Genomic DNA, 6785 nt, shown 5'->3' with positions numbered 1-6785 from the left:
ATATTGATAAATTATTTAAAGATTACTGTAATGATTTATTTAGTATTTAGCTATATATCAAGCTTGGTTATGCATCTGATAAAGATAAGAATGATTACAATATTCTAGAAAACAACGTTAAGGTGATGCTGAAATCAGGTGCTGTACCGTTGTTTACCTCTGATATTCCTGGAATACCACCACAACAAGTGGTTCCTTTGGTAACACATGTTATGAAAGGTGAGGGGATTGATAATAAAACTATTCTTTTGTCAGCAACAAGTGAAGCAGCAAAGGCATTAGGTCAAAAGAATTTGGGTACGCTTGAAAAGGGTAAAATTGCCGATTTAATTATGATTGATGGTAATCCAATTCAAGATATCTCTGCGCTACAAAATATTGAATTGGTTGTGAAGGATGGTGTGGTTGTAACAAATCACTTAAACCAAAAGACTAAACCTGTGAAAGTAGATTGGCTGAATCAACCGATTAAGTAATCGCTTAACACAATTCGACGAGTCTGGATTTGTTTCAGCTCGTCGATTTTTTTTGTCAAAATTTTATAAATCATTTAAATATTACACAATTGAATTTTACTTATTTAAGTATTACAAGTTTTTATAAAGTTCAAAATTTTTAAGTATCATAAAAACGTAATATAGCTGTAACTTATCTGTCATATTATCTGCTCAAAATGCAATAACACAGAACAAGTACAAAACTGAATAAAAAAGTGGCGTACTCCAAATTTGCATAAAAGAGAGATTCAAATGCGCTATACACATATTGCACTTGCATTAGCAGTTTCAGGGGCAGCTGTAGCAACAACAGCAAATGCAGCTCGTGACACAATTCAAATCGCAGGATCTTCAACTGTTTTGCCATACGCAAGTATTGTCGCAGAAGAGTTTGGTAATACATTTCCACAGTTTAAAGCACCTGTAGTTGGTTCAGGTGGTACATCTGGTGGTTTAAAACAGTTTTGTAATGGTGTGGGTGATAACACCATTGATATTGGTAATGCATCTCGTAAAATAAAAGATTCAGAATTAGCTGCTTGTAAAAAAGCAGGTGTGAACCAAGTTTTAGAAATTAAGATTGGTTATGACGGTATTGTTTTTGCATCGAACTCTAAGAAAGCATCTTACAAATTACGTCCACAACATGTATTCGCTGCTTTAGCTGCAGAATTACCATCAAATGGTAAAATGGTTGCAAACCCTTATACACGTTGGAATCAAATTGATAAATCGCTTCCAAATGAACCGATTACTTTAGTTATTCCAGCATCAAACCACGGTACGCGTGAAGTGTTCCAAGAAAAAATGGTAGATGCAGGTTGTGAAACATATTCAGCAATTAAAGCTTTAGATAAAGATACGCAAAAGAAAGTGTGTTCAACTTTCCGTAAAGATGGAAAAGTAATTGAAATTTCAGGTGATTACACAGAAACATTGGCACGACTTAAAACATCTCCAAGTGCCGTTGGTGTATTCGGTTTAGGTTTCTATGAACAAAACCGTGACAAACTTCGTGTTGCTACAGTCAATAATGTTTCACCATCTGAACAAACAATTTTAAATGGATCTTATCCTGTATCACGTCCGTTATTCTTCTACGTGAAAGGTGAGCATCTTAAGTCAATTAAAGGTTTACCAGAATTTACTGAATACTTCTTAAGTAAAAAAGTGTCTGGTAAGGGCTCTAAGTTAGATAAAGCAGGTCTGATTTCAATGTCAGATAAAGAACGTGCGCAAGTGCTTGCGAACTTTAAAGCGGGTAAAGCTGTAAAATAATATAATTAAGCTGATGATTGGTACAACTGATCATCAGCTTTCTATTTAGTGTCACAATATTCAAAAAATAATTGGAAATTGGTGGAAAATAAATGAATCTGCTACTTATTGGTGTGTTGTTAGCAATTATTGCTATCGCTTATCAAATTGGATTATCCAAAAGCCGCACACTAGCAGGTAAGGGAAATAACTCTGCGCAGTTGCATTCGCGTCCGGGCTATTATGGCGCACTAGTCGCTTTATGGTGTGGTATTCCTGCATTCTTGATTTTATTGGTTTGGAATATTGTTGAACCAAGTATTTTAACGCATGTTGTATTAAATAATGTTCCTGCAAATATTGCAGCAAATTTAGATCCTGCAACCACGGGTGTTTTGGTCGATCGTGTTCAAGCCATTGCTTCAGGTTTTGGGGTAAGTGATATTCCAGCAAGTTATGAAGTTGCAGCAGCAGAACAATTAGCAAAATTTCAAACCATAGGTACATTTGCAAAAATGGCTTTGGTGATTTGTGCTGCACTTTTAGGTTTGGTTTGGGCGAAGAAGAGAATTTCAGAACAATTCCGCGCGCGAAACCAAGTCGAAAAAATTATGAATCTCGCGCTTGCATTATGTTCAGGCGTTGCAATTTTAACGACTGTTGGCATTGTAATGTCGATGTTTAGTGAAGCTTTAAGATTCTTCCATTTTGTTAATCCATTTGATTTCTTCTTTGGTACAGAATGGAACCCTGGTTTTAGTACATCAGGTCATGCAGAAGGTAGTTATGGTTTGCTTCCATTGTTATGGGGCACACTTATGGTGAGTGGTATTGCACTTTTAGTTGCAGTGCCTGTTGGCTTAATGATTGCCATTTATCTTGCTGAATATGCATCTTCAAGTTTCCGTTCATGGGCAAAACCTGCCATTGAAGTTTTGGCAGGTATTCCAACTATTGTGTACGGTGTTTTTGCCTTAATGATTATTGGTCCTTTTGCAAAACAAGCGGGTGCTTATATTGGCTTAGACATAAATGCCACGAGTGCTTTAACTGCAGGTTTTGTCATGGGAATTATGATTATCCCATTTGTATCATCACTTTCAGATGACATCATTACTCAAGTACCACGCTCATTACGTGATGGTTCATTGGGTTTAGGTGCGACAAAGTCTGAAACTATTCGTCAGGTGGTTTTACCTGCTGCACTACCAGGAATTATAGGTGCATTTTTACTTGCCGCTTCACGTGCAATTGGTGAAACCATGATTGTGGTATTGGCCGCAGGTAATAGTCCACTACTACATATTAATCCGCTAGAAGCTGTTTCAACAGTCACGATTACCATTGTGAATCAATTAACGGGAGATACAGATTTTGCAAGTCCACAAGCATTGGTTGCCTTTGCTTTAGGTCTGACATTATTTGTAATTACCTTAGGTTTAAACATTGTTGCACTTTACATCGTGCGTAAATATCGCGAGCAATACGACTAATGAGCAATACGAATACAAATACATTGGCTACAAGCGATCCCCAAAGGGCCGCTGAGCTTAGAGAAAAGCGTAAGAATACGATTGCAAAATCATTATCAAAACGTCACCGTAAAGAAAAAACGTTTCGTGTTTTGGGCTTCTCGGCTGTTGTTGCAGGATTATTTTTTGTCGCGCTGTTGTTCGGTAGTATTCTTGCAAAAGGTTTACCATCATTTTGGCAAAGTAGTTTAACAGTGCCTGTGTATTTCGACCCAAGTGTGATTAATGCTGGACCGAAACCAAAACAACAGGTCAATGAAGCACCTGCGAAATATCAGGAACGTTTAATTGCATGGCAAACCCAAATGGGAATGGCTGATTGGGACTTGTTATTGGTGAACGGCATTATTGCAGAAGATCCTAAATTGGAATCTAAGCGAGATGAAGTTGCGTCACTATACACCAGCTCAGAAGCATATCGTTTAAGAGATATGGTACTTGAAAACCCAGCTCTTATTGGTCAAAAGAAAGACGTAAAAGTACTTGCTGATGCCAATATTGATGTTTGGTTAGCAGGAAATATTGATCGATCTTTACCTGATGATCAGCAACAACTTAGCCCAGAAGTACGACAGTTAGCAGATGGTTTAAAGGCAGCAGGTATTATTAAGAATACTTTCAATACTAATATTTTCTTTAGTCCAGATTCACGTAGTTCACCTGCAACATCAGGTTTAGCTGGTGCATTTATGGGCTCATTATTCATGATGTTTATCGTGATTCTGATCTCAATTCCAATTGGTGTTGCATCTGCGGTTTATTTAGAAGAGTTTGCACCTAAAAATCTGATTACTGACATTATTGAAGTCAATATTAATAACTTAGCTGCTGTACCATCAATTGTGTTTGGTTTGCTTGGTGCTGCCATCTTTATTGGATGGATGCACATGCCACTTTCTGCGCCGTTAGTAGGTGGTTTAGTGCTGAGTTTAATGACTTTACCAACAATTATTATTACCACACGCGCATCTTTAAAAGCTGTGCCACCCTCTATTCGTCAGGCAGCTTTGGGTTTAGGTGCTTCTAATTTGCAAACGGTGTTTCATCACGTATTGCCATTGGCATTACCAGGTATTTTAACTGGTGCAATTATTGGTGTTGCGCAAGCACTGGGTGAAACGGCACCGCTACTTCTTATTGGTATGAGTGCATTCGTTGCAAGTGTACCTGCAACTCCATTTGATCAATCTACAGCATTACCTGTGCAAATTTTCTTATGGCAAGGGAATGAGCTTCGTAACTTCTTTGAAGGGCGTACAGCTGCTGCAATTATCGTACTTTTAGCATTAATGATTGGCTTAAACGGTCTTGCTATTTGGTTACGTAAAAAGTTTGAAGTTCGTTGGTAATTCGGGGCATGATGATGAATACAGTAAATGCTACAAAAACAAATTCCTTAGAACAGGATAAATCGGTGAATTCAGAACATACACAATTTACATCGCAAAATGTAGATCAAAAACCATCAACTTCTTTTGTATCTCAGTTTGATACACAGGCTTCGGCAAAGAAAACGCCAAAGTCTACCAATGTGAAATTGAGTACTTCAGATGTACATGTTTACTACGGTGAATCTGAGGCGATTAAAGGCATTGACCTTAATATCTACGAAAATGAAGTGATTGCATTTATTGGACCATCGGGTTGCGGTAAATCTACATTTTTACGAACTTTAAACCGCATGAATGACACGATTGATTCATGTCATGTTACGGGTAAGGTGCTGTTGGATAATCAAGATATCTACGATCCTAATCTTGATGTTGTATTGCTTCGTGCGCAAGTTGGAATGGTATTCCAAAAGCCGAATCCATTTCCAAAGTCAATTTTCGATAATGTCGCTTATGGTCCAAAATTACATGGATTAGCACGTGATAAATACGATTTAGAAGAAATTGTAGAAAATAGCTTAAATAAAGCAGGTCTTTGGAATGAAGTGAAAGATCGTTTAAGTCAGCCAGGAACAGGTTTGTCTGGCGGTCAGCAACAACGTTTATGTATTGCGCGTACAATTGCTGTTTCGCCAGAAGTTATTCTAATGGATGAGCCTTGTTCTGCGTTAGACCCAATTGCAACTGCAAAAATTGAAGAACTTATTTCTGAGCTTTCTACACAATATACCATTGCAATTGTAACGCACTCGATGCAACAAGCAGCACGTGTTTCAGACCGTACAGCATACTTCCATTTAGGTGATTTAATTGAAGTCAATGCAACTGAAAAAGTATTTACTCAGCCAGATCATCAACTAACAGAAGCATATATTACAGGTCGCTTTGGTTAATATATTGCTGAAATTAAAGGAGCCGAAAGGCTCCTTTTTTTACGAATATAAGAATAAGAATAACCAATGAGAATTATTTTCAAATAGGCATTGATTTTTAGTGTTAAAGACCACATCTTATAAATCATAAATATGTATTTGATGAGCTTAAATTATATGTTATTTCACGCGACCAAACTTCCTGCTGAAATTCGTGTGCATCACTTAAATGCTCGAGTGAATGAACAACGGAAAAAAATAGCTCAAACAACAGCATCAAAATTTGAACTTTTACAATTAAGTCAGCAACTAATTAAAGAAGCACGAGTACGTAAAAAAACCAATGAAAAAATTTATATACTCGACTTTAAAGGCGATACAGCTGCCTCTGCTGTAGAACAATTACGTGAAGAAATCACATTGGTTTTAGCTACTGCAAAAGCAGGGCGTGACCGTGTTGTTTTACGTTTGGAAAGCCCAGGTGGAATGGTTCATGGTTATGGACTTGCTGCTGCACAATTGGTTCGTTTGCGTGATGCGGGCTTTAAACTGAGTATTTGTGTCGATAAAGTCGCTGCAAGTGGTGGTTATATGATGGCATGTATTGCATCTGAAATTGTTTCTGCGCCATTTGCTATCGTTGGTTCAATTGGTGTGGTTGCACAAGTACCAAACTTTAACCGTTTGCTGAAAGACAATAAAATTGACTTTGAACTTTATACTGCAGGTCAATTTAAACGTACTGTGACTATGTTTGGAGAAAATACTGAAGAAGGCAAAGCGAAGTTTGAAGAAGAGTTACAGCAAACGCATAATTTATTTAAGCACTTTGTTGAAAAGTATCGTCCACAATTAAATGTTGAAAAAGTAGCAACAGGCGAGCATTGGTACGGTCAAGATGCTTTAGATTTAAACTTGGTGGATAGCTTAAAAACTTCAGATGAATACATTTTAGGTTTATTGGCTAAACATGATGTTTATGTCATTGAAACACGTAAAAAACCGACATTAGGTGAAAAATTAGGTCTTCAAGCAGCACAAATTGCAGATTCGCTTATTCCTACAGTTTTGAATAAAGTGATGGAAACTTTAAGCAAAGCAAATTCAAGTCTGGTGCAAATTCGTGATCCAAAACTTTAATATTATCTCGATTTAAACCGTATAAAAGCTCACTTTAGTGGGCTTTTTTTATGGGACTTTATTCCTTCAATCACGTTAGATTTTTTGGCGATTTAT

The 6785-nt window shown here is 37.1% G+C and carries 6 protein-coding genes; all 6 read left to right on the top strand.

The window, feature by feature from the left end; all coding sequences use genetic code 11:
* Positions 1-122 precede the first annotated feature (122 nt).
* The 6 genes from A6M14_RS03830 (at position 123) to sohB (ending at position 6689) form a co-directional block, all read left to right on the top strand.
* A complete protein-coding gene (locus A6M14_RS03830; RefSeq protein WP_338325162.1) occupies positions 123-476 on the top strand; it encodes an amidohydrolase family protein in 354 nt (117 codons plus the stop codon).
* A gap of 273 nt (positions 477-749) precedes the next feature.
* Positions 750-1775 (top strand): substrate-binding domain-containing protein, encoded by a 1026-nt coding sequence (locus tag A6M14_RS03825; RefSeq protein WP_152873692.1) that lies wholly within the window; start codon positions 750-752, stop codon positions 1773-1775.
* Between the two features lie 92 nt (positions 1776-1867).
* Positions 1868-3247, top strand: a complete 1380-nt coding sequence (pstC, locus tag A6M14_RS03820; protein WP_152873691.1) for a phosphate ABC transporter permease subunit PstC — start codon at positions 1868-1870, stop codon at positions 3245-3247.
* Positions 3247-4635, top strand: a complete 1389-nt coding sequence (gene pstA, locus A6M14_RS03815; protein WP_152873690.1) for a phosphate ABC transporter permease PstA — start codon at positions 3247-3249, stop codon at positions 4633-4635. Before pstC ends, pstA begins: the two co-directional genes overlap by 1 nt.
* A gap of 11 nt (positions 4636-4646) precedes the next feature.
* On the top strand, positions 4647-5570 hold the full coding sequence (gene pstB, locus A6M14_RS03810) for a phosphate ABC transporter ATP-binding protein PstB (protein ID WP_171500233.1): 924 nt from the start codon (positions 4647-4649) through the stop codon (positions 5568-5570).
* A gap of 156 nt (positions 5571-5726) precedes the next feature.
* Positions 5727-6689, top strand: coding sequence for a protease SohB (gene sohB / locus A6M14_RS03805; protein ID WP_152873689.1), 963 nt, complete (start codon positions 5727-5729; stop codon positions 6687-6689).
* Positions 6690-6785: the final 96 nt, after the last annotated feature.

The organism is Acinetobacter portensis (genome assembly GCF_009372215.1).
GTDB lineage: Bacteria > Pseudomonadota > Gammaproteobacteria > Pseudomonadales > Moraxellaceae > Acinetobacter > Acinetobacter portensis.
This window is presented reverse-complemented; position numbering and strand designations above follow the sequence as displayed.

What these genes read in the sequence shown, in the direction of transcription:
- A6M14_RS03825 (WP_152873692.1), top strand. Translation starts at nt 750, where the DNA reads ATGCGCTATACACATATTGCACTTGCATTAGCAGTTTCAGGGGCAGCT.
- pstC (WP_152873691.1), top strand. Translation starts at nt 1,868, where the DNA reads ATGAATCTGCTACTTATTGGTGTGTTGTTAGCAATTATTGCTATCGCT.
- pstA (WP_152873690.1), top strand. Translation starts at nt 3,247, where the DNA reads ATGAGCAATACGAATACAAATACATTGGCTACAAGCGATCCCCAAAGG.
- pstB (WP_171500233.1), top strand. Translation starts at nt 4,647, where the DNA reads ATGATGAATACAGTAAATGCTACAAAAACAAATTCCTTAGAACAGGAT.
- sohB (WP_152873689.1), top strand. Translation starts at nt 5,727, where the DNA reads ATGTTATTTCACGCGACCAAACTTCCTGCTGAAATTCGTGTGCATCAC.